Origin of the sequence: Veillonella sp. R32, assembly GCF_010093125.1 — a bacterium.
Lineage (GTDB): Bacteria > Bacillota > Negativicutes > Veillonellales > Veillonellaceae > Veillonella_A.
The window spans coordinates 21,560-41,935 of record NZ_NMZQ01000024.1 but is presented as its reverse complement, the minus strand read 5'-3'; the positions used below and the strand labels follow the sequence as shown (position 1 = coordinate 41,935).

Annotated in this window: 21 protein-coding genes and 1 riboswitch; of the genes, 20 read left to right on the top strand and 1 reads right to left on the bottom strand. The window is 38.5% G+C overall.

What is annotated here, in order from left to right; genetic code table 11:
• Window positions 1-165 precede the first annotated feature (165 nt).
• From VER_RS05920 to VER_RS05865, 12 genes are all read left to right on the top strand, one after another.
• On the top strand, window positions 166-429 hold the full coding sequence (locus tag VER_RS05920) for a type III toxin-antitoxin system ToxN/AbiQ family toxin (RefSeq protein WP_255494017.1): 264 nt from the start codon (window positions 166-168) through the stop codon (window positions 427-429).
• A gap of 70 nt (window positions 430-499) precedes the next feature.
• Window positions 500-641, top strand: a riboswitch (FMN riboswitch).
• A 126-nt stretch (window positions 642-767) separates the two neighbouring features.
• Window positions 768-1,940: a bifunctional diaminohydroxyphosphoribosylaminopyrimidine deaminase/5-amino-6-(5-phosphoribosylamino)uracil reductase RibD gene (ribD, locus tag VER_RS05915; protein ID WP_162099952.1), complete on the top strand. Its 1,173-nt coding sequence runs from the start codon at window positions 768-770 to the stop codon at window positions 1,938-1,940.
• Window positions 1,921-2,634, top strand: coding sequence for a riboflavin synthase (gene ribE / locus VER_RS05910; RefSeq protein WP_162099951.1), 714 nt, complete (start codon window positions 1,921-1,923; stop codon window positions 2,632-2,634). The genes ribD and ribE (VER_RS05910) overlap by 20 nt, the downstream gene beginning before the upstream one ends.
• Before the next feature lie 44 nt (window positions 2,635-2,678).
• Window positions 2,679-3,875, top strand: coding sequence for a bifunctional 3,4-dihydroxy-2-butanone-4-phosphate synthase/GTP cyclohydrolase II (locus VER_RS05905; protein ID WP_162099950.1), 1,197 nt, complete (start codon window positions 2,679-2,681; stop codon window positions 3,873-3,875).
• 75 nt (window positions 3,876-3,950) lie between these two features.
• A complete protein-coding gene (ribE, locus tag VER_RS05900) occupies window positions 3,951-4,409 on the top strand; it encodes a 6,7-dimethyl-8-ribityllumazine synthase (RefSeq protein WP_162099949.1) in 459 nt (152 codons plus the stop codon).
• Window positions 4,410-4,517: 108 nt separating this feature from the next.
• Complete coding sequence (gene hslO, locus VER_RS05895) at window positions 4,518-5,414, top strand: Hsp33 family molecular chaperone HslO (protein WP_162099948.1); 897 nt, start codon at window positions 4,518-4,520, stop codon at window positions 5,412-5,414.
• 178 nt (window positions 5,415-5,592) lie between these two features.
• On the top strand, window positions 5,593-6,414 hold the full coding sequence (gene mtnP / locus VER_RS05890) for an S-methyl-5'-thioadenosine phosphorylase (protein WP_162099947.1): 822 nt from the start codon (window positions 5,593-5,595) through the stop codon (window positions 6,412-6,414).
• 47 nt (window positions 6,415-6,461) lie between these two features.
• On the top strand, window positions 6,462-7,514 hold the full coding sequence (gene mtnA, locus VER_RS05885; RefSeq protein WP_162099954.1) for an S-methyl-5-thioribose-1-phosphate isomerase: 1,053 nt from the start codon (window positions 6,462-6,464) through the stop codon (window positions 7,512-7,514).
• 21 nt (window positions 7,515-7,535) lie between these two features.
• Window positions 7,536-8,780: an adenosylhomocysteinase gene (locus VER_RS05880; RefSeq protein WP_162099946.1), complete on the top strand. Its 1,245-nt coding sequence runs from the start codon at window positions 7,536-7,538 to the stop codon at window positions 8,778-8,780.
• A gap of 9 nt (window positions 8,781-8,789) precedes the next feature.
• Window positions 8,790-10,124, top strand: coding sequence for an amidohydrolase (locus VER_RS05875; protein WP_162099945.1), 1,335 nt, complete (start codon window positions 8,790-8,792; stop codon window positions 10,122-10,124).
• Between the two features lie 141 nt (window positions 10,125-10,265).
• Window positions 10,266-10,811, top strand: coding sequence for a Panacea domain-containing protein (locus VER_RS05870; RefSeq protein WP_162099944.1), 546 nt, complete (start codon window positions 10,266-10,268; stop codon window positions 10,809-10,811).
• The gene (locus VER_RS05865) at window positions 10,801-11,121 is read left to right on the top strand and encodes a type II toxin-antitoxin system PemK/MazF family toxin (RefSeq protein WP_162099943.1); all 321 of its coding nucleotides are present in this window, start codon (window positions 10,801-10,803) and stop codon (window positions 11,119-11,121) included. The genes VER_RS05870 and VER_RS05865 overlap by 11 nt, the downstream gene beginning before the upstream one ends.
• 156 nt (window positions 11,122-11,277) lie before the next feature.
• Here the strand turns inward: VER_RS05865 and tpx are convergent, their stop codons facing one another.
• Window positions 11,278-11,793 (bottom strand): thiol peroxidase, encoded by a 516-nt coding sequence (tpx, locus tag VER_RS05860; protein WP_162099942.1) that lies wholly within the window; start codon window positions 11,791-11,793, stop codon window positions 11,278-11,280.
• 223 nt (window positions 11,794-12,016) lie between these two features.
• On the opposite strand from tpx, the gene VER_RS05855 reads away from it, so the two are divergent.
• From VER_RS05855 to VER_RS05820, 8 genes are all read left to right on the top strand, one after another.
• Window positions 12,017-13,777: an ABC transporter ATP-binding protein gene (locus VER_RS05855; RefSeq protein ID WP_162099941.1), complete on the top strand. Its 1,761-nt coding sequence runs from the start codon at window positions 12,017-12,019 to the stop codon at window positions 13,775-13,777.
• Window positions 13,770-15,560 (top strand): ABC transporter ATP-binding protein, encoded by a 1,791-nt coding sequence (locus VER_RS05850; RefSeq protein ID WP_162099940.1) that lies wholly within the window; start codon window positions 13,770-13,772, stop codon window positions 15,558-15,560. Before VER_RS05855 ends, VER_RS05850 begins: the two co-directional genes overlap by 8 nt.
• Window positions 15,561-15,678: 118 nt before the next feature.
• Window positions 15,679-16,467 (top strand): RNA methyltransferase, encoded by a 789-nt coding sequence (locus VER_RS05845; protein WP_162099939.1) that lies wholly within the window; start codon window positions 15,679-15,681, stop codon window positions 16,465-16,467.
• Entirely contained in the window at window positions 16,464-17,240 is a 777-nt protein-coding gene (gene larB / locus VER_RS05840) for a nickel pincer cofactor biosynthesis protein LarB (RefSeq protein ID WP_162099938.1), read from the top strand. The genes VER_RS05845 and larB overlap by 4 nt, the downstream gene beginning before the upstream one ends.
• Before the next feature lie 143 nt (window positions 17,241-17,383).
• The gene (larC, locus tag VER_RS05835) at window positions 17,384-17,827 is read left to right on the top strand and encodes a nickel insertion protein (RefSeq protein ID WP_162099937.1); all 444 of its coding nucleotides are present in this window, start codon (window positions 17,384-17,386) and stop codon (window positions 17,825-17,827) included.
• 142 nt (window positions 17,828-17,969) lie between these two features.
• Window positions 17,970-18,821: a ChbG/HpnK family deacetylase gene (locus tag VER_RS05830; RefSeq protein WP_162099936.1), complete on the top strand. Its 852-nt coding sequence runs from the start codon at window positions 17,970-17,972 to the stop codon at window positions 18,819-18,821.
• Window positions 18,818-19,834, top strand: coding sequence for a lysylphosphatidylglycerol synthase transmembrane domain-containing protein (locus VER_RS05825; protein ID WP_162099935.1), 1,017 nt, complete (start codon window positions 18,818-18,820; stop codon window positions 19,832-19,834). The genes VER_RS05830 and VER_RS05825 overlap by 4 nt, the downstream gene beginning before the upstream one ends.
• Window positions 19,827-20,276, top strand: coding sequence for an ACT domain-containing protein (locus VER_RS05820; protein WP_162099934.1), 450 nt, complete (start codon window positions 19,827-19,829; stop codon window positions 20,274-20,276). The genes VER_RS05825 and VER_RS05820 overlap by 8 nt, the downstream gene beginning before the upstream one ends.
• Window positions 20,277-20,376: the final 100 nt, after the last annotated feature.

Genomic DNA, 20,376 nt, shown 5'->3' with positions numbered 1-20,376 from the left:
TTTCTCTTATATAAATATAGCAATAATGCGGCTTGAAGATGCTTATATATCTTCAAGCCGCATTAATAGTTTTAGGAGTTGTATTTCGTTACAGCCCCTTTTCTATTTTTATGGGGTATTTAAAGGGGATAAAAAGCCTATTCATCTAACAAGTTAATTCATGTATTGGGTGTACTTGATTTGAAAAAAATGATTCCTGTACCAGATGGCGCCTATGAAAGAATTGATTTTAAATGTATTGGCGATAATAATTATAAAAATTTATTACAAAAAGAATATTCTTTTTGCTTAAGTGTTAAAGAAAAAATTATAAAACATGTACAAAAAATATATGAAAAAAGAAATAATAATTATAAGATAAGATTCTCGTGTGATTTTAATAAACTAGAAAAAGCCTTAGAAGATTGGATATTAAACTTTAAAGATTAATTGTTGCGCAAAGCTGTAAATGATAGTATAATCATCTATAGAAATAGTAGTAATTTCAAAATTTAATACAGATAGTCTTTGAGGCAAGGTGCGAATCGGACGCTCGTTCGTATTCAATTCCTGACCGGCGGTGATAGTCCGCAAGCTCTGAAATGGGTTGACTCGGTGTGATTCCGAGACCGACAGTATAGTCTGGATGGGAAAAGACACGGTATGAGTTCGCCTTCTAATAGTGATACTAAGATTCAAATATAGTATCTCTTAGAAAGCGAGATTTATAACGCAATAAACTCAGGGACTATAGAAATATAGTCCCTTTTATGTTAGGAGTTCATAGTATGGCAGATGAACAAAATGAAATAATTACACAAAGCGCTACACAAGCTAATATAGACGAGTCCTTTATGGCGCGAGCGTTAGAATTAGCAGCCAAGGCAACAGGACAAACACATCCCAACCCAATGGTCGGCGCTGTTATTGTAAAAGACGGTCAGATTGTTGGTGAAGGGTTTCATCATAAAGCTGGTGAAGCTCATGCGGAAGTGAATGCTCTGCAACAAGCGGGGGGTAGTGCGCGTGGCGCTACGCTCTATGTCACGTTAGAACCTTGTGCTCATTATGGTAAGACACCACCTTGTGCCAAGCGTGTTATTGAAGCTGGTATTCGACGGGTTGTGATTGGCGTGGTTGATCCTAATCCGTTAGTAGCCGGCAAGGGCATTGAAATGCTTCGGCAAGCAGGCATAGAGGTAACAACGGGTGTGTTAACAACACAGTGTGCTAAATTAATTGAAGGATTTTTAACCTTTATTAAAACGGGCCGACCTTTTGTTACGTTAAAATCAGCCATGTCGTTAGATGGTAAAATTGCTACTCGTACAGGTCATTCACAGTGGATTACCAATGAAACGGCAAGGCGAGATGGTCATCGTTTACGAGCTACTCATGATGCGATTTTAACCGGCATAGGCACGGTATTAAGCGATAATCCAAGTTTAAATTGTCGTTTACAGATTGAAAATTTGCATCAACCTGATGTAGTGATTCTCGATAGTTTAGGCCGAACGCCTTTAGATGCTAAGCTATTTGAACAGCCCAATCGCTCGGTGTACATTTTAGTAAGCCCTGCTTGTGAGGAAGAACGCATAGAGGCTCTCACTGCCAAAGGAGCAAAGGTTTTAGCTGTAGATTCTACCTTTAACGGCTTAGATATTATTGAAATTTTAAAATTACTTGGCAAACTAGGCTTTACCTCAGTTCTTGTAGAAGGGGGCAGTCATGTAATTGCTTCGTTTGTAGAGGCAAAAGCTTTCAATAAGATTGTCACCTATATAGGCAATCTTATCATAGGTGGTGAAACGGCTCTGAGTGCTGTAAATGGTCAAGGTATTGATCATTTAGCCGAAGGGGTTCCGTTGCGCTTTGAATCGGCTTGTATATTAGATAACAATATTCGTTTAGAAGCGTATGTGGCAGAAAGGAGTGGCTCAGATGTTTACCGGAATTATTGAAGAAGTCGGTAAAATTGTTAGCGTACAGCGGAGCGCTCAAGCTATGCGACTTACGATTCAAGGACATAGGATTTTCTCAGATATGGAAATTGGCTGCTCTATTGCAGTTAATGGTGTTTGTTTAACGGTCACCTCGTCTACAGGTAACCAATTCGTAGCCGATGTAATGCCTGAATCGGTGAATATGACTACTTTAGCTAAGTTTACATCTGGGCAAGCGGTCAATTTAGAACGAGCTATGGCGGCTAATGGTCGTTTTGGCGGTCATATGGTAGCTGGTCACGTAGATGGCCAAGGTCGGATTCGAAACATTCGCAAGCTTGATAATTCGGTAGTTTTTACTATTGAAACAACACCGGATGTACTGGATTATATTATTTATAAAGGGTCCATCGCTGTGGATGGCGCTAGTTTAACTGTATCTAAGCGAGAAGCTACTTATTTTGAGATTTCCATCATTCCTCACACCATTGCTAATACAATTTTAGCTTCAGCTACCGTGGGAACAGTGGTAAATCTTGAAACGGACATCGCTGGTCGATATATTCGTCATTTCATGAGTTTGCCGAGTGAAGGAGCGTCTGAAACGAAGCCTTCGAGTGCGCAGGTGAAGGCTCATACATCAAGTAAAACTGGTAGTTCTAAGGCACAAGGCCTCTCCAAAGATTGGTTAGCGGCCAAGGGATTTATATAGATTAGGTAGGCCCATTCATTTAGAGGCTATAAGGAGACATTATTATGACAAGAACGTTAAATACGATTGAAGAAGTCTTAGCAGATATTAAAGTTGGTAAACCCGTAGTTATCGTGGATGACGAAAAACGTGAAAACGAAGGGGATCTTATGGTGGCTGCAGAATTTGCCACTATGGAAAATGTTAATTTCATGGTAAAAGAAGCCCGTGGTATCGTATGTACGCCTATGCGTAAAGAAGATTTAGACCGTTTAGAAATCCCTCAAATGGTGACAAAGAATACGGATAATCATGAAACAGCTTTTACTGTATCCGTAGACCATGTAGATACTACGACCGGTGTTTCCCCGTATGAACGGGCTTATACTATTCGCGCTTTAATTGACGGTAAAGCTCGGCCTGATGATTTCCGCCGTCCTGGTCATGTATTCCCCCTTCAATATAAAGAAGGGGGCGTCCTAGTGCGTCAAGGTCATACGGAAGCGTCCATCGATTTATGCCGCTTAGCAGGTCTTAAAGAAGCTTCGGTTATTTGCGAAATTACGAAAGATGATGGTAGCATGGCTCGTCTTGATGACTTGCTTGAATTTGCTAAGAAGCATGATTTAAAAATTGCATCAGTCGCTGAACTGATTGAATATCGTAAATTACACGAACCAATTATTACATTAGCTGCTGAATCTAATTTACCAACTGAATTTGGTGATTTTAAAATTTTTGTTTTCAAAAATTATTTGGATCATAAAGAGCATTTAGCTATTGTCAAAGGGGATGTGAAGGGGCAAGAAGACGTATTGGTTCGTGTTCACTCCGAATGCTTGACGGGCGATGTGTTTGGTTCTAAACGTTGTGATTGTGGGGAACAGCTTCACAATGCACTCCGCACGATTGAAGCTAAGGGTCGTGGTGTCGTAGTTTACATGCGTCAAGAAGGGCGAGGCATTGGTCTTACTAACAAGATTAAAGCGTATGCCTTACAAGAAAAGGGGCTGGATACAGTAGAAGCGAATGTAGAGCTTGGGTTCCCGCCAGATATGCGCGAATACTCTTTGGCTGCTCAAATTATTCGTTTCTTAGGCATTAAGAGTGTTGATTTATTGACAAATAATCCTTTGAAACGTGATAGCTTAACGCATTGGGGCATTGATGTAAAAAAACGTGTGCCTGTCATTGTTAAAGCTAATAATGTAAATGCAGGATATTTAAAAACTAAAAAAGAAAAAATGGGTCACTTATTATAATATGACTTTATATAGGGCTTTATAATATGGAGTTACTTATTATAAGCTAAACTAGAAAATTAGGAGGCATTTCAAATGATTACAGAAGGTAAATTATTAGGCACAGGTAAACGTTTTGCTATTATTGGTTCTCGTTTCAACGAATTTATTACGTCTAAATTAATCGGTGGTGCTATGGATGCGTTGCTTCGTCACGATGTAAAGGAAGATGATATTAATACAATTTGGGTACCAGGGGCTTTTGAGATTCCTGTAGTTGCTAAAAAAGCAGCCCTCAGCGGTAAGTATGACGCCATTATTTGTGTAGGTGCTGTAATTCGTGGGTCCACTACACATTATGATTATGTATGTAGCGAAGTATCTAAAGGGATTGCTCATATTAGCCTTGAAACAGGGGTACCTGTTATGTTTGGTGTATTAACAACCGAAAACATTGAACAAGCTATTGAACGTGCTGGTACTAAAGCAGGCAATAAAGGTTTCGATTGTGCCATGGGTGCTATTGAAATGGTAAATTTGTTGGAACAAATTTAAGCTATAATTACTGAGAGCAATGTTAAGTTATGCTTAGTAACAAGTGCTTTAAGTCAAAAATTATAAAATATATAGAAGTCAAAATTTAGTTAAAGGAAGTAAGAATTTATGGATTTTATTCGTCGCTATACCACCAAAGAAGGGGTACGTTTAGCGTTCGCGGTCACGACCGATACGGTTGAAGAAGCGCGCGTTCGTCATAATTTAAGCCCCGTAGCAACGGCGGCTTTAGGTCGTACGATGACCGGTGCGCTTTTGATGGCTGGTGATTTTAAAAATGAAGAAAATGTAAGTTTACGTTTGAATGGTAAAGGTCCTTTAGGCGTAGTGCATGTAGATGCGTTCAGTGATAACACAGTGCGTGGCTATGTGGATAATCCACATGTGGAAGTGCCTTTGAAATATGAAGGAAAATTGGATGTAGGCGCTGCCGTTGGTCATGATGGTGAGGTACAAGTTACTCGTTTCACAAAACTTCGTCAAGATTATACGTCGCAAAGTCCAATGCAATCGGGAGAAGTGGCTGAAGATTTAGCTTACTATTTATATACCTCTGAACAGATTCCAGCTACTATTAGTTTAGGCGTGTTAGTGAATACGGATCAAACAACCAAAGCGGCTGGTGGTTTCTTAGTACAAGCCTTACCTGATGCAACCGATGAAGCGTTGGCTCAGGTAGAAGCTAATATCAATGAATTGGGCCCTATTTCAAAATACTTAGAAGCCCATCCTGATGGAGCGGGGCTAGTGGATAAAGTGTTAGCAGGCTTAACTAAAGAACAAGTCTATGAAGGGGACGTTCATTTTAACTGCACCTGCAGCCGTGAACGTTTCGAACAAATTTTAGCAACTCTACAGCCTCAGGACAAAGAAGAACTCCTCAAAGATGAAACGACAGAATTAGTTTGTCATTATTGCAATGAAAAATATCATTTTAGTCGTGAAGAGTTGCAAAAAGTCTTTGCTGAAGCTACCAATAAGCCTGGTAATCAGGAAGTACATTAATCATTTTTTGTGATAATTGCAAGGCTACCTTGCAAAAACAAATGTTAACTGATTCTCTTAGAATGTGGTACAATAGAATAAACGAGCCTTAGGGCAGTGACTAAGGTATGGATTCTCCAGGGCTTGCTCTGGAGTTTTCTTTTGTTAGGATGTTTTTATTTATAAAGAGGTGACTATAATGGGTGTAATCGCAGTAATTGGTGGTACCGGCGTGTACGATCCATCGATGTTTGAAAATATTGAAGCGAAAACCATGTCCACACCATATGGGGACATTGCTTATACACAGGGCAGTTATAAAGGGAAACAAGTGGTGTTCTTAGCCCGTCATGGCATGAAACATTCAATTCCGCCTCATTTGATTAATTATCGGGCCAATATTTGGGGCCTTAAAAAATTAGGTGTTACTATGATTATTTCCACTACTGCCGTGGGCTCTTTAAATCAAGATTTTGCGCCAGGTCATTTTGTATTAGTGGATCAGTTCTTAGATTTTACAAAATCTCGTATAAGTACTTTCTTTGATGGCAATGGCAAAAAAGTAGTTCATCTTGGCGTAGGTAATCCCTATTCGCCAGCCTTGCGCAGTGTCATTGAAGACGCTGCTAAGAGTTTAGCTATAGATTTACACAATGGTGGTACTTACGTTTGTACCGAAGGACCTCGTTTTGAAACGCCTGCTGAAATTAAGATGTTTAAAATGTTAGGTGCTGATACGGTGGGGATGACAAATGTACCAGAAGTCGTATTAGCAGGGGAAGCAGAAATTGCCTATGCTACGATTTCTATGGTAACGAATTACGCCGCCGGCATTTCACCAACAGAATTAACTCATCAAGAAGTACTCGATATTATGGCGCAAATGTCCAATAATTTCAAAGCCCTTATTCTTGAAACGATTGAACGCTTAGATCCAGATCAGGATTTACCATGTCATCATCGTTTAGCTGAGTATGGTGGTTTTAAAGCGGCTCTTGGCAAAGAAGGGGAATTACTATGAGTTTACAAGAAGCGGTTAGCTCCTTAAACACATTAAAGAGTCAATCTATGAAAAGTATTACTTGGAATGGGGAGGCCCTTATTTTACTCGATCAAACTAAGTTACCTACCCAGGAAGTATATATTGATTGTACAGATTGGCGTCAAGTTGCTGAAGCGATTAAGAAACTGCTTGTTCGTGGGGCACCAGCCATTGGTGTGGCTGCAGGCTATGCTTTAATTTTAGCAGCCCGTGAAGCCATTGAATCAGCTCCTGACGAAGTAACGCAACGAGCTAATTTCTTAGACTTTGCCAATACTTTAAAAGAAACAAGACCTACGGCTATTAATTTGGCCTGGGCTATTGATCGTATTGTTACTAATATTGTATTTCCTTGCGATACTATGGTAGCGGCTTTACCGCTTATAGAGGCGGAAGCAAAAGCTATTGATTTAGAAGACCAACGTCTTAATGAAGCTATGGCAAAAGCAGGTGCCACTCTATTTGAAGGGAAGCAACACATTCGTATTTTAACGCATTGCAATGCTGGCGCTTTGGCTACCGCTGGATTAGGCACCGCTTTAGGCGTAGTTCGGGAGCTACATGCAAAAGGTCAATTAGAGCGAGTATATGCTGATGAAACACGACCATTACTTCAAGGAGCTCGTTTAACTGCTTTTGAATTACATCATGATGGCATTCCCGTTACCTTATTAACAGATAATATGGCCGCTTATGCTATGCAGCAAGGACTCATTGATGCTGTTATCGTGGGGGCTGATCGCATTACCACTGATGGTGATGTAGCCAATAAAATCGGCACTTATGGCGTTGCTTTAGCAGCTAACGCACATAATATACCATTTTATGTGGCCGCTCCTTATAGTACTTTTGATTTTACCTTACAAAAAGGGAGCGAAATTCCGATTGAAATGCGTAGTCCTGAGGAAGTGCTTTGTTTTGGTGGTTTGCCAACGGCACCGGCAGATATTGAAGTATTAAATCCTGCCTTTGATGTAACCCCCCATGAATTAGTCAGTGCGATTATTACAGAAGAAGGGGTATTAACGGCACCGTTTGATGTAACGATTGCGGATATGCAGAAAAAATTAAGTAAATAAATTAGAAAGAAGAGGTTTACCATGGAATCATTAATTAGAGACATAAAGTTAGCACCAGAAGGTCGCAAAAAAATTGAATGGGTATCTAACTTTATGCCTGCCCTTAATAGTTTGCGTGAAGAATTTAAAGCAAGTCATAAATTTGAAGGTAAAACGGTAGTTGTTAGTGTTCATTTGGAAGCTAAAACGGCTTATCTATCCACTGTTTTAAAAGAAGCGGGCGCCGATGTTATTGTAACCGGATCTAATCCTTTATCCACGCAAGATGATGTAGCAGCTGCTTTAGTTGATATGGGGCTTACCGTATATGCTTGGCATGATTGCACTGAAGAAGAATACTTTATGTTCTTAAATAAAGCATTGGATCATAAACCTCACATTATTATTGATGACGGTGGTGACCTTGTTAACTTATTGCACACGACTCGTACTGATGCTAAAGAACGTTTAATTGGCGGTTCTGAAGAAACAACTACAGGCGTACATCGTTTACATGCGTTAGCCAATGAACATAAGTTGACGTTCCCTATGATTGCAGTTAATGATTCGTACTGTAAATATCTCTTTGATAATCGATATGGTACGGGCCAATCCGTATGGGATGGCATTATGCGCACCACTAATTTAACCGTAACTGGTAAAAATGTTGTGGTTGCAGGTTATGGCTGGTGCGGTAAAGGGGTAGCAATGCGGGCCAAAGGTCTAGGTGCCCATGTAATTGTTACCGAAGTAGATCCTATCAAAGCGATTGAAGCTGTATTTGATGGTTTCAAAGTCATGCCTATGATTGAAGCTGCCCCTATTGGTGATATTTTCATTACCGTAACAGGCTGCAAAGATGTAATTCGCAAAGAACACTATGAAGTCATGAAAGATAAAGCTATTATGTGTAATGCAGGCCATTTTGATTGTGAAGTAAATGGCGTTGAATTGGCAGAGGTAGCTGTATCTCACAAAAATGTACGCAAAAATATTGAAGGCTATACTTTAGCTGATGGTCGTACTTTATACTTATTAGCTGGTGGTCGTCTTGTCAACTTAGCAGCCGGTGATGGTCATCCTGCTGAAATTATGGACTTATCCTTTGCTATGCAGGCCTTAGCTGCTGAATACTTACTTGATCATGGTACTACAATGGAAAGCACGGTTCATATTTTGCCTCATGAATTAGATGAACGCATTGCTAAGGTAAAACTTCATTCTATGGGCTATGACATTGATGCCTTAACACAAGAACAATATGATTATTTACATAAAGTACAATAAGGAGACACCATGGCTGACATTGTAATTCGCAATATTGATTGTATTACGGGAGAATCTGCCGAATCTGGCAAAGACATGTTACGCAATGTAACTTTGATTATTAAAGAGGGGTATATCGATAAAATTTTGACGGAAGCAGAAAGTAAAACGCCATTTGGACAAGAACTCATTACGAAGGAATGTGGTAATGCAGCGTATATTCTTGATGGAAATGGGCGAGTAGCTGCTCCAGGTTTAGTGAATACACATACTCATATTGCTATGGGGTTATTTCGTAATTATGCTGATGATCTTGAGTTAATGGATTGGTTGCAAAATGCCATTTGGCCAGCCGAAGCTAAATTAACTAATGATTTAGTAGAAGTAGGCACCCGCCTAGGCATTGCTGAAATGTTCCGCAGTGGCACTACTTGTTTTAGCGACATGTATTTCTTCATGGAAGATACAGCTAAGGTAGTAAAAGAAACAGGCATTCGTGCTGTGTTGGCTCGTGGTATGGCTGGGGTGGCACCAACGGCCGAGCAAGCTCTTGTGGAAAGTCGTGAATTGTTTGAACACTGGCATGGTTTTGACCATGATCGCATTAAGGTTATGTTAGGACCTCATGCACCGTATACGTGTCCTGATGATTATATGCGTAAAGTCATGGCTTTAAGTCATGATATGGGTGCTCAAATTCATATTCACCTTTGTGAGACAAAAGGGGAAGTAGAGAATGTAATAAAGGCCACTGGTAAAACGCCAATTGCTCATTTCAATGACTTAGGTGTATTCGATACTGGCTGTGTAGCAGCTCATGGTGTTCATTTAACTGATGAAGATTTAGATATTATGAAAGCTAAAAACGTTCGTGTAGCTCATAATCCACAATCGAATCTTAAATTAGCTAGTGGCATTGCCGATGTACCCGCCATGTTAGCTAAAGGGCTTACCGTTGGTCTGGGCACAGATGGTTCTGCTAGTAATAATAATGCTGATATGTTAGAAGAAGTACGCTTAGCAGCTACCTTGCATAAAGCAACTCATTTTAATCCAAAAGCTATTCCGGCTCATACTGCCTTAGCGTTAGGCACGGTAGAAGCGGCTAAAGTGCTAGATTATCACGATTTAGGGCTAATTAAAGAAGGCTACCGCGCTGATATTTGTTTGTATGACGTAACGGGGATGCACTGGTTACCACGTTATAATGATGTGGCTTCTTTAGTGTATGCCGCTAATTCCTCAGACGTACAGACTACTATCGTTGCCGGGAAAGTAGTTATGAAAGACCGTGAATTATTGACAATTGACGAAGAGCAATTACGCTTTGATGTAATGAGCAAAACAGAGGTATTTGTTAAATAAGTATATAAAAAGGCTGTAACAGAAGCATTAGTTTAAGTTACAGCCTTTTTAATATGGATTTACTAAATGAGTGAGAACGAGTATAATAAAGTTGAAATTAATAAATAGTATATATATTCTAACGAAAGGTGGTGTATTTCTATGGCTAAAGCAATTGACGTTGCTAAATTTTTTATTGAATTAGTTAACAATAATCCTAACGAAGATCTTATGACTAATTTACGACTTAATAAATTACTATATTTCGCACAAGCAGCTAGCTTTAAAAAACTAGGTTATCCTCTTATAGAGGAATCTTTTGAAGCTTGGCAATTTGGACCGGTTTTGCCAGAAGTTTATGAAACATATAAACACTTTGGAAGAAATGGAATACAAAGTGAACCATTTGATAGAAGTAAATTAAATCGTAAAGAGCAATTATTTCTTATTGATGTACTTCGTACGTATAATGCTATTTCTACGTCTGCGCTAGTTAAAATGAGTCATGAATCTGATGGACCATGGAGCAAATCTTATAAATTTAATAAACATGAAATTATTGCTAATGAAGCAATTAAATCTTATTTTAAAGATAAAAACATAGTTGAAGACTTTAAACCTGTATTTGCTAAATCCCAATTTATAGGGCATAGAGATACTATAGATGACGTACTCATCTTACCAAAGGATATGGACTATGCCGAATGAATGGGAAGTCTGGTGGGCGTTGGTTAAATTTGAAGATTCTAGTCAAGTTAAAACGCGTCCAGTTATTGTCTTAGAAAATAATCAAGCCTATATTTTATCACTAAAGGTAACTAGCCATGGGCCTAGGAAACATTTTAATGGTGAGTTTGATTTAATGAAATGGAATGAAGCTGGTTTAGAAAGACCTTCAACTGTTCGATTAAGTCAACCATTAAAATTAAAAGAAAAAGATTTTAAATCTAAAATAGGAGATTTAGATGCCTTTGATATCTATGCTATTCAACAACTATTGACTTATTATGATTTTTAAAAGATTTTAGATTATCTTAAATACTTTTTAGTTACATAAAATTAGTATAAAAAGGGGGCTGTAGCGTTTGCTACAGCCCCTTTTGGCGTACATATCATCATGTCTACTATAAGAAGGAAATCCTATAGTAGAGCAGGGATAACTAATATACTTAGATTAGATTAATTTTTTAACAGCAGCTACAGCAGCGTCAAAGTTTACAGCTTGTGTTACTTCTGGTACATATTCAACATAGGCTACTTTGTCGTCTTTGCCGATAACAACAATACCACGAGTTAACAAGCGAAGTTCTTCAATTAAGAAGCCATACGCTTCACCAAAGCTAGCATCTTTGTGGTCAGAAAGTGTTACTACATTTTCAACACCAGCAGCACCGCACCAACGTTTCTGAGCGAAAGGAAGGTCCATGGAGATAGTCAATACTACTACATCGTTGGAAAGTTCAGTAGCTTCTTTGTTGAACCAACGAGTCTGAGCGTCACAAACGCCAGTATCAAGGGAAGGAACAACAGAGATAATTTTTACTTTGCCTTCGAAATCTTTCAAAGTTTTAGCTGCTAAACCATTATCTAAAACAGTAAAGTTAGGAGCTGCTTCACCAACTTTTACTTCTTTACCTACTAAAGTCATTGGATTACCTGCGAAAGTGATTACGCCAGTACGTTTTTCCATAATAAATAACCTCCTAAAGATTAATTTCAAAATTTCATTTCTGTTCTTAATAGCGAGTGTATTGTACACTCACTTGACACTATTAAGTATATCATGGTGTTTTGCATAAGTAAAATAAAAATTGATAATTTTCGATGTTATACTTTATATGATACAATAGAAACATAAAATGTAAACTTAAGAGATACAAAAAATATCTGAATGACAACTGGAGATATACATAATGAAAAAACTTACTATTTTTTCACAGTTTTTCAAAGGATATGGACCCGTCTATTTGTTAGGGATCCTTCTATTGATAACGATTAATATTTTATTCCTCTATGTACCAAGACTTACTGGGGAAGCCATTAACACCTTATATTATGGTAAGGAAGGCCTTACTACCTATATAGGGTACTTTTTTATATTAGGTATTACCATTACGGTCCTTAAATTTGGGTCGCGCCATTTATTATTAGGGTCTATTCGACGTTTTGAGTTTCTTTTACGGCGCCGATTGTTTGATCATGCCCTTTATATACCGACGGCTTATTACGAAAAGAATGGCCCCGGTAAGGTTATGGCCTTGATGACGAATGACGTAACTTCACTGCGTGTATCCTTAGGGCTAGGTGTGATGATTTTAGTAGATGCTATTTTCTTTGGCATTTGCTCTTTTTTCTTAATGGCCAAAGAAATTAGCGTTTCGTTAACGGTAATAACACTTTTACCGATGCCATTTATTTTATTTGGCATGCTCTATGTAAGTCGTCGCATGCGCCAGCGTCAGAAGGAAGCGCAAAATACATATAGCGATTTAACTGAGTTTGCTCAAGAACTATTCTTAGGCATGCCCGTTATTCGTGCCTTTAATCGTGAAATGCGTAGTTTATGGCGTTTCAAAAATATTAATAAGATTAATTACGAGAAGAATATGCGTGTAGCCTTATTAGATGCTATTTTAGCACCGTTGACCTTTGTAGCGCCTTTTATGTGTCACGCCATAGCTATTTTTGTATGTGGACGATTAATTATTGCCAATGAAATTTCTGTAGGGGATTTCGTAGCCGTTAATGGGTACTTAAGTTTAATTATTGGCCCTATTATGGGTATAGGCTCGCTACTATCGGTATTGCAAAAAGGCTTAGCCTCTTTAGATAGAATTTATGATTTTCTTATGATTGAGGAAGAACAATTAACGGAAGATACTCGTGAGTTACCACTGACAACTATGACGATTAGTGACTTATCTTTTACATATCCTGAAACATCGGCTCCTATGTTAGAAAATGTTAATTTAACAATTCAGCCTGGCGAGTTTATTGGCATAGTAGGGGGACCTGGTTCGGGTAAGTCTACGTTGTTTAAATTGTTGTTACGTCTCCATGACACACCTGCAAATAGTGTATATATTGGGGATGAAGATATCACTAAATTACCGCTTCAAGTATTGCGGCGTAGTATTGCTTATGTGCCACCAGAGCCATTTTTATTAGGCACTACCTTGGGTGAAAATATTGCCTTTGGTGAGGCTTCTAATCATACTACTGATTTAACTGAAGCTGCTGAAAGAGCCGCGTTAACGCGTGATTTAAGTGAACGCTTAGCACCGGCCTCTAAACGACTTAAAGAAGGTGGTACTGATTTATCAGGCGGTCAAAAACAAAGGGTTAATATAGCGCGCGGTCTATATAAAAATGCACCGTATTTATTATTAGATGATAGTTTTTCGGCGCTCGATACAATTAGTGCTAGATCTATCATTAAAACCTTGCGTCAAGGTCGCCAACAAACTTTATTATTTATTTCACAGCGCCTTGAAGCCTTACGTGAGGCCAATCGTATTGTAGTATTTAAAGAGGGCACCATTGTAGAACAAGGAACTCATGAAGAGTTATTAGCTCTTAATGGTGAATATTGCCGGTTATATGCTCAGCAAATTGATGAGCCCTTGGTAGAAGATGATATGGCGGCATTAGCAAAGGAGGTGTCTCATGAGTAAGCAACATAGTAGTTCCTATACAGTGCAGGAAGAAGTAGCTCTTACTAAACATGAAGATATCTTATTGTTACGACGTTTGGGGCAGTATATTAGTCCTCATAAATTCTTGCTTATTTGGGCCGCTTTATTTTTACTCTTTGCCTTAGGGCTAGAATTAATCCGACCTATGCTTATCAAACGGGTTATTGATACAGCCTTTCCACAGCGTGATGTGGGGATTATTTTAGAATATGCAGGCTTGTATTTCTTGACAATTACATTGAGTATCGTTGCTATGTTTGTTCACAATTATACCTTACAACAATTTGGGCAACGGATTATCTTTGAAATTCGCAATACAGTGTTTGCCAAAATTTTAGCCCGTACGCCAGCTCACTTTGGCGAATTGCCAATTGGTAATTTAGTAACTCGTGTTACCAATGATACCGAATCCTTGTGTACGCTTTATACTGATGTAGTTTTAAAACTTGGCAGTAGTACCTTGATGATTATAGGCATTTTAATTTCCATGTTCTTTTTAAATGTTAAATTGGCAGCTGTCGTGTCTTTATTGGTACCACTTATGGCCGTGTTAATTTTTGTGTATCAAAAGTATGCTCGTAAGGCCTTTCGTGGCGTGCGTACAAAACTGGCTGCTTCCAATACCTCTGTGCAAGAAATGCTTAACTTTATTGTCATAATAAAGTCCTATGTTGGGGAAAGTATTATGGCTAAGCAATATGATCGCATTAGTCGTGAGTTTTTACAGGCCGGTTTATTTGAAGTAAGAACCTTTGCTATTTTTAGACCCATAGTAGATGGCATGCTCTTTGTTATTTTTATTGCTATTTTTAGTTTTACTAATTGGTTTGATTCAGTAACTGAGGCGGGGACTGTATTTGCTTTTATTCAGTATATGGATAAATTCTTCCAACCTTTAAAAGAGATTGCTGAAAAATATAATAATCTGCAAAGTGCCTTAGCTGGGGCTGAACGTTTAGTACCTATCATCAATGAAGAAGCTGATACAACTATTGAAACAATTACAATTCCTGAGGAATTTAAAACCATTCATACCATTGAATTTGATCATGTGTGGTTTTCCTATGATAATTCGACTAATTATGCCTTAAAAGATATTTCTATTACCATTGAAGGGGGGCAATTCATTGGCATTGTAGGCCCTTCTGGAGGGGGCAAGTCAACGCTTATGTCATTATTGATGGGCTTTTATCGTCCTACGCAAGGTACCATTCGTATCAATGGCTACGATACCGCCAATTATGCGCCAGCAGTGTTACGGGAAGTCATGGGCTATGTATTTCAGGATAGTCATTTATTTAAAGGCACTATTCGTGAAAACTTATCGCTTTATGATGAGACCATACCTGAAGAGGCTTTAATTACAGCAGCTAAAAAGGCTCATTTACATACTATGATTGAGCGTTTGCCACAGGGATATGATACGCCAGTAGGCTATTTAGGCTCTTTATTATCGACGGGGCAAAAACAATTGCTGGCTATGGCTCGGGTATTAGTTCGTGATCGCCAAGTTTTGATATTTGATGAAGCAACGGCTCACATTGATAGTCATACAGAACAATTGATTCAACAATCGATTGAAACGATTCGCGGTGAAAAAACAATTATTAGTATAGCTCATCGTTTATCAACAATTCGTAGTGCTAATCAGATTTATTTGATTAAACAAGGCGAGATTGTAGAATCTGGTAAGTATGAATCGTTAATTGCGCAAAAAGGTTCTTTCTTTGCTCTTTGGGAAGCACGGTCAGTTGTGATATAATAAATTAAGATTATAGAGCGTACGGTTTCTGTCAAAAGAGCTTAGCGTATTTATCAAATACCGCACATGCAATGCCACAATTTGCTGTGCGGTATTCATTACTATAGTGGAGGGGCGTATGGAACTTATTACATCTAAAGAGAATAAGACATTAAAATATGCGCAATCCTTACAGCGTAAGAAATATCGTAAACAATATGGTGAGTATTTAGCCGAAGGATTACGAGCGGTGGCCGATATGGTGCCTACAGGGTTAGTGGTTACTGTATTTTTAAGTGATGTATACGATGCAAATAGCGAAGCATATGCCGTAGCTGAACAGGCAGCTGCTCAGGGAGCCGTAGTCTATCAGGTAAAAGAGAATCTGTTAAAATCAGTGGAAAGCACCGTAAACGGTCAAGGCATTGTAGCTATTGTAAAAAAAGAAATCCCTACGTTACAGGCTTTAGATAGGGGCTTATATATTGTATTGGATGCGATTCAAGATCCTGGTAATTTAGGAACCATCATTCGTACAGCTGTAGCAGCGGGAGCGAAAGGGTTATTCTTAACCAAAGGTAGTGTTGATCCTTACAATGAGAAAACGGTTCGCAGTACTATGAGTGCTATTACGAAATTACCGATTTATGAAACTGTTACAACAGAGTTTATGTTACCGCTGATTAAAAACAGTGGGGCTAGTGTATATGCTACTGCTTTAACAGAAGCTACGCCTATCCAAGAGGTAAAGTTTGCACCGACTACTATATTGTTATTAGGGAATGAAGCTAATGGTCTTAGTGATGAATGGTTTGATATAGCATCAGACCGTATTACAATTCCTATGTATGGCCCTATTGAGTCATTAAATTTAGCGGTAGCCAGTGCGTTATGTATGTATGCCGTGAGAGAGAGTTGGTTATCATGAGTCAAAGGGTTAGTGAATTATTAGAGGCTTACAAATTAGGGCAATTATCGGCTGAAGCCTGTGAAGCAGGTATTAATAAGCTTATGAGTCAGCAGATTCGTGATGAAGTAACCGTGTCCAACTTGCAAGAGGCTGTTATTGACTTAGATCGGGCTAAACGACAAGGTTTTCCTGAAGTTGTATACTGCGAAGGGAAAACAGATGCTCAATGTATTGAAATTTTTAAAGAGTTAAATCTTCACTATGGAACATATATGGGCACACGAGGCCGTGAAAGTATTTTTACAGCCTTACAACCAAGCATCCCTGATTTACAATACGATGCTACGAGTCGTATTCTCTATCGGCGCAGTGATTGGACTTTGCGCAATGAAAACCGCCCGATTGCCGTAGTTACAGCTGGTACTAGTGATATTCCTGTAGCTGAAGAAGCGGCTTTAACGGCAGAGTTAATGGGGAATGACGTAAAACGTATTTACGATGTAGGCGTTGCTGGTATTCATCGCTTATTTCATCGGTTAAGTGATATTCAAGCAGCAAATGTAGTCATTGTAGTAGCCGGTATGGAAGGGGCCTTAGCCAGTGTTGTAGGAGGCTTAGTGACTAAGCCTATTATTGCTGTACCTACTAGTGTGGGCTATGGCGCCAATTTCAAGGGCTTAGCCGCTTTATTATCCATGCTCAATTCCTGTGCTGCCGGTGTAGGAGTAGTGAATATTGATAATGGCTTTGGGGCTGGACGCTTAGCGCATGTTATTAATAGTCAACGATAGTTAATAATTTTAACAGAGTGAAAGTTAACAAATTTTTAAATGCTAGCTAACTCTTTATTAAAATTTCATTGACAACTAGCGCTGGTTATTTTTTGATTATATAATAAAAACAGTTATAGCGTGCATCGTTCTAAGGAGGCGTTATGGAAGCTGATTTAATACAAATTGAAGCTAATATTGATAATATGAATCCAGAGTTTTACGGCCCTTTATTGGATACCTTATTAGAAGCAGGTGCTAATGATGCTTGGCTTACACCTATTATTATGAAAAAAGGACGACCTGCCATTTTGCTAAGTATCCTTACGGCTCAGAATCAATTGACAAAGCTTAGTGATATTATTTTTCAAAATACAACGACCATTGGGTTTCGTTATTTTCCGGTGCAACGTGAAATTTGTGATCGTCAATTTAGTGAGCTAACTTATGAAGGGCAACAAATTCATGTTAAACGAGCCTATTATAAAGGGCGCTTAGTTAATACGTCTTTAGAATACGAAGACCTTTATAAGGCTTCTAAGGCTTTACAAATACCGCTAAAAGAGTTACAACAGCGAATTTGGCAAGTACTAAAACAAGATTTGTGATTATAGGTTGTATTAATTTTACAATTATTCTTAAAATTATGGGTATATTCACAAAATAACACTATACACTACCAATAGACATATGTTAAAATAACATATATCCTCTTTATATGAACAAGGATTAAAAGAATAGAAGGTGCGTATGATTCGATTAATAGTTAATGCCGACGATTTTGGCTTACATGAAGCCGTCAACGAAGGTATCATTAAAGGGCATACTGAGGGGATTATTACAAGTACATCCTTATTAGCTAATGGGGAGGCTTTTGATCAAGCTGTAGGGCTTGCTAAAAATATGCCTCAACTCGGCATTGGTGTACATACAGCCTTAGTAGGTGGTCTAAAACCTCTATGTGACCCAGCGGAAGTACCTACTTTGTTAGAGAATGGGCGCTTTCTCACTTCCTATCCTGAATTTGTAAAAAAAGCAGTGATGGGACAAATTAATTTCGAAGAAGTGTACAAAGAGTTAGACAAACAGTTTGAAAAAGTTGTTTCCACTGGTTTGTCCATAACCCATGCCGATGGGCATCAACATCTCCATGTATTACCACAAATTACGCCAATCATGGTAACGTTATTGCGTAGATACGGTATTAAAAAAATGCGCATTCCCGCAGAAGACCGTTTCTTCCGTAATGGCATTACTCAATGGGGGCGCTTTGCTGGTAAGGTAGGCTTAGCCGAGGTAGCGGACAAGGCTTATACTTTATCCAGTAAAATGGGGATTTGGTCACCTCGTTATTTTTGGGGGATGATGAGTGGTGGTCAATTAACAGAAGAACGTTTAATGGAAATTCTTCATCGTATAGCCACTACGAGAGGCAGTCATGAAATTATGACGCATCCAGGTAATAATGATAGACTTCTTAATTCATTATTCCATTGGAATTACCATTGGGAAGGCGAATTAGCCGCAATGTGTGCAGAACCAGTAAAACAGTTTATTAAGTTCCACCAAATCCAGCTAGTTAATTATGGTGAGTGTGAATGAGCAAAGTGTTAAAACGGAGCCTTATTTTAGGCTTAGTACTGGTAGTTATTTCAGGTCTTACCATTTACTTTACTATTGATTTAGAAGCGCTAGCTACGTTAGAAACGTTTAATCTTAGTTCCTTATTGCTAGCTTTATTAGCCTTAGCCGTAGGGATGTACTTTGATGGTTTACGCTTACAACGGCTAGTCCATATTGGGGGCTATGATTTACCAATCATCGCTATCCTGCGTGTTATCTTTGGCAATTATTTCATGGCCATGTTAACACCTGGTGCTAGTGGGGGTGCGGTTGCGCAAGTGCTCATTCTAAAAAGTTATGGTGTGCCTGTTATGAAAGGGGCTCCTATTGTACTAATTCGTACTGTATTTTCTATTTTGTTTTTAATTGTAATGTTACCGTTAATTTTCCTACACAGTTCCATTACAATTCCGTATATCAGTCGCGAAGCATTGCTAGAGATTTCCTTATTTTTAGTTATTTGTACTATTGTAGGGCTTTATGTACTACGTACAAATCTAATGAAGCGCTTTGTTTATGTAATGGCCGAACGTTTACAGCAAGGGAATCCAAAAGCATGGTTAGCCAAATTGACAGAACTTAATGAAGGGTTTTCATTATTATATGCCAAACCGTTTCAATCTCTGTTAGTATTCGTGGAATCAGGCCTTAGTTTATTGGCTTTGTATGCCATTGCACCAGCACTGATGTGCGCTTTTACCTGGGATATACCGATTGTGGAAGTCCTCAGTCGTATGATATTGTTAAATTTAATTCTGTATTTTGCGCCTACACCAGGTGGTACCGGCGTAGCAGAGGGGTTATTTATTTATTTGTTTACTTCATTCCTGCCTGTAGGGACCGTTGGCATCGTTGCAGTGGGCTGGCGTGTAGTGGCTGAATATTTGCCATTTTTCATTGGCATGTATTCCGTCTTTACACTCTATGGCCGTCAATTCGTAGCTGGCGCAGCGGCAGTTGAAGGAGAAAATGGAGGTAAGAACATTGGCTAAGTTAAAGAAAGACAAATTTTATTTGGTACAAGAAGACATTCTTCCAGAAGCAATTAAAAAGACAATTAAAGTAAAAGAAATTTTAAAACTCGGGGAAGCTAAAACGATTAATGAAGCAGTAGAACGCATGGATTTAAGTCGTTCTGCTTACTATAAATATAAAGATTATGTATTCCCATTCTATGAAATTGCTCAAGGTAAAATCGTATCTATTACCATTTCTATGTCTAATGAAGCAGGTATGTTATCTAGCATTTTACGTACTATTGCAGAAAGTAATGGCAGTATTTTGACTATTAACCAAGATATTCCTTTACAAGGTATTGCTAATGTAACGATTGCTTTTGAAACTAAAGATTTATCTACTTCATTAGAAGATTGCTTAAATAATATCCGTTCAATTCGTGGTATTTTACGCGTAGAAATTTTAGGTCAAGCTTAATTTGCGTTCAATTTTTGGGGTCAAGCCTAATTTAATTTGACCTCACTTTTAGCAGATAGTTTGTATTGATTACCATTAATTAAAAATAAGGTATAGCCCC

Excerpts from the sequence above, each read along its gene's own strand:
- VER_RS05865 (WP_162099943.1), top strand. The coding sequence starts at position 10,801 with ATGCCGAATGAATGGGAAGTCTGGTGGGCGTTGGTTAAATTTGAAGAT.
- VER_RS05850 (WP_162099940.1), top strand. The coding sequence starts at position 13,770 with ATGAGTAAGCAACATAGTAGTTCCTATACAGTGCAGGAAGAAGTAGCT.
- VER_RS05875 (WP_162099945.1), top strand. The coding sequence starts at position 8,790 with ATGGCTGACATTGTAATTCGCAATATTGATTGTATTACGGGAGAATCT.
- VER_RS05845 (WP_162099939.1), top strand. The coding sequence starts at position 15,679 with ATGGAACTTATTACATCTAAAGAGAATAAGACATTAAAATATGCGCAA.
- VER_RS05825 (WP_162099935.1), top strand. The coding sequence starts at position 18,818 with ATGAGCAAAGTGTTAAAACGGAGCCTTATTTTAGGCTTAGTACTGGTA.
- mtnP (WP_162099947.1), top strand. The coding sequence starts at position 5,593 with ATGGGTGTAATCGCAGTAATTGGTGGTACCGGCGTGTACGATCCATCG.
- VER_RS05870 (WP_162099944.1), top strand. The coding sequence starts at position 10,266 with ATGGCTAAAGCAATTGACGTTGCTAAATTTTTTATTGAATTAGTTAAC.
- ribE (WP_162099951.1), top strand. The coding sequence starts at position 1,921 with ATGTTTACCGGAATTATTGAAGAAGTCGGTAAAATTGTTAGCGTACAG.
- hslO (WP_162099948.1), top strand. The coding sequence starts at position 4,518 with ATGGATTTTATTCGTCGCTATACCACCAAAGAAGGGGTACGTTTAGCG.
- ribE (WP_162099949.1), top strand. The coding sequence starts at position 3,951 with ATGATTACAGAAGGTAAATTATTAGGCACAGGTAAACGTTTTGCTATT.
- VER_RS05880 (WP_162099946.1), top strand. The coding sequence starts at position 7,536 with ATGGAATCATTAATTAGAGACATAAAGTTAGCACCAGAAGGTCGCAAA.
- tpx (WP_162099942.1), bottom strand. The coding sequence starts at position 11,793 with ATGGAAAAACGTACTGGCGTAATCACTTTCGCAGGTAATCCAATGACT.
- larC (WP_162099937.1), top strand. The coding sequence starts at position 17,384 with ATGGAAGCTGATTTAATACAAATTGAAGCTAATATTGATAATATGAAT.
- larB (WP_162099938.1), top strand. The coding sequence starts at position 16,464 with ATGAGTCAAAGGGTTAGTGAATTATTAGAGGCTTACAAATTAGGGCAA.
- ribD (WP_162099952.1), top strand. The coding sequence starts at position 768 with ATGGCAGATGAACAAAATGAAATAATTACACAAAGCGCTACACAAGCT.
- VER_RS05855 (WP_162099941.1), top strand. The coding sequence starts at position 12,017 with ATGAAAAAACTTACTATTTTTTCACAGTTTTTCAAAGGATATGGACCC.
- VER_RS05830 (WP_162099936.1), top strand. The coding sequence starts at position 17,970 with ATGATTCGATTAATAGTTAATGCCGACGATTTTGGCTTACATGAAGCC.
- VER_RS05905 (WP_162099950.1), top strand. The coding sequence starts at position 2,679 with ATGACAAGAACGTTAAATACGATTGAAGAAGTCTTAGCAGATATTAAA.
- mtnA (WP_162099954.1), top strand. The coding sequence starts at position 6,462 with ATGAAAAGTATTACTTGGAATGGGGAGGCCCTTATTTTACTCGATCAA.